The following is a 1,186-nucleotide window of genomic DNA, read 5'->3' as shown; positions in this document are numbered from 1 at the left end:
ACGGGCCCACCTCCCCCACACCCGGCACCAACTCGGGCCACTCCAGCGCGAAGAGCGCATCCCGGTCGGCCTCGCCGGCCGGGGTCAGCTGCTCGGCGGAGACCAGCCGGGCCCGCAAGGCCTGCACGGAGGCGACCGGCGCACCGGTCTCGTCCGCCACCTCCACGGAGATCGCCTCGGGCTCGGTGTAGCGCAGCCGCACCCGCAGCGCGCCCGCCCCCGCGGCGTGCAGTCGCACCCCGGTGTAGGCGAACGGCAGCCGGCTGAGCCCCGGCGGGGTGTCCGCGAGGCTGTGATGGGCCGTCAGGTGCACGGCGGCGTCCAGCAGGGCGGGGTGGATGCCGAAGCGGGCGGCCTGCGCGAGCTGGTCGGCGGGCAGCGCGACCTCGGCCCAGAAGGTGTCGCCGTCCCGCCAGGCTGCCCGCAGGCTCTGGAACGCGGGCCCGTAGTCCAGCCCGGCCGCGGCCAGCTCCTGGTAGACGTCCTCGATCGGCAGTGCTTCGGCGCCCGCCGGAGGCCAGGCGGTCAGCTCGGTGCCCGCCGTGGCGGCAGCGGTGACCAGGGTGCCGGAGGCGTGCCTGGTCCACTCCGCGTCCGGGTCGGCCGGCCGGGTGTGGATCGCGACCGGCCGGGCCCCGGTGGCCTCGTCGGCCTCGCCGACCGCCACCTGCAGGTGCAGCGCGCCCGTCTCGGGCAGCACCAGCGGCGCCTCGACGACCAGTTCGTCCAGCACGCTCGCGCCGACCTCGTCACCGGCCCGGATCGCCAGCTCGACCAGGGCCGCGCCGGGCAGCAGCACGCTGCCGAGAGCGACATGGTCGGCCAGCCAGGGGTGCGCGGCCAGCGAGAGGCTGCCGGTGAGCAGGACCCCGTCGGAGCCGGCCGGGCGGACGGCGGCGCCGAGCAGCGGGTGGTCGGCGTCGGCCAGGCCCAGCCCGGCGGCGTCGGCCGCCCGGGCAGCGGGCTCCAGCCAGTAGCGGCGGCGCTGGAACGGGTAGGTCGGCAGCTCCAGCCGGGGGCGGCGGGAGCCGCCGAACAGGGCCGGCCAGTCGACCGGGTGGCCCTGCACGTGAATCCGGGCCAGCGCGGCCAGCACCGTCCTGGGCTCGGCCTGGTCGCGGCGCAGCGCGGTCGCGGTGGCCGGAGCGGTAGTGGGTGCGGCCGGGCCGTCGGCGTCGGCGGCAGA

The 1,186-nt window shown here is 78.1% G+C and carries 1 protein-coding gene; it reads right to left on the bottom strand.

The genetic code is table 11. The annotated features are described in order from the left end of the window. Positions 1-1,186 (bottom strand): polyketide synthase dehydratase domain-containing protein (locus tag AA75_RS51270; protein ID WP_199520542.1); only part of this gene is annotated, 1,186 nt, incomplete at both ends.

The organism is Kitasatospora sp. MBT63 (assembly GCF_000710465.2).
Taxonomy (GTDB): domain Bacteria; phylum Actinomycetota; class Actinomycetes; order Streptomycetales; family Streptomycetaceae; genus Kitasatospora.
The sequence above is the reverse complement of the archived record's forward strand: the minus strand, read 5'-3'. Positions and strand labels throughout refer to the sequence as shown.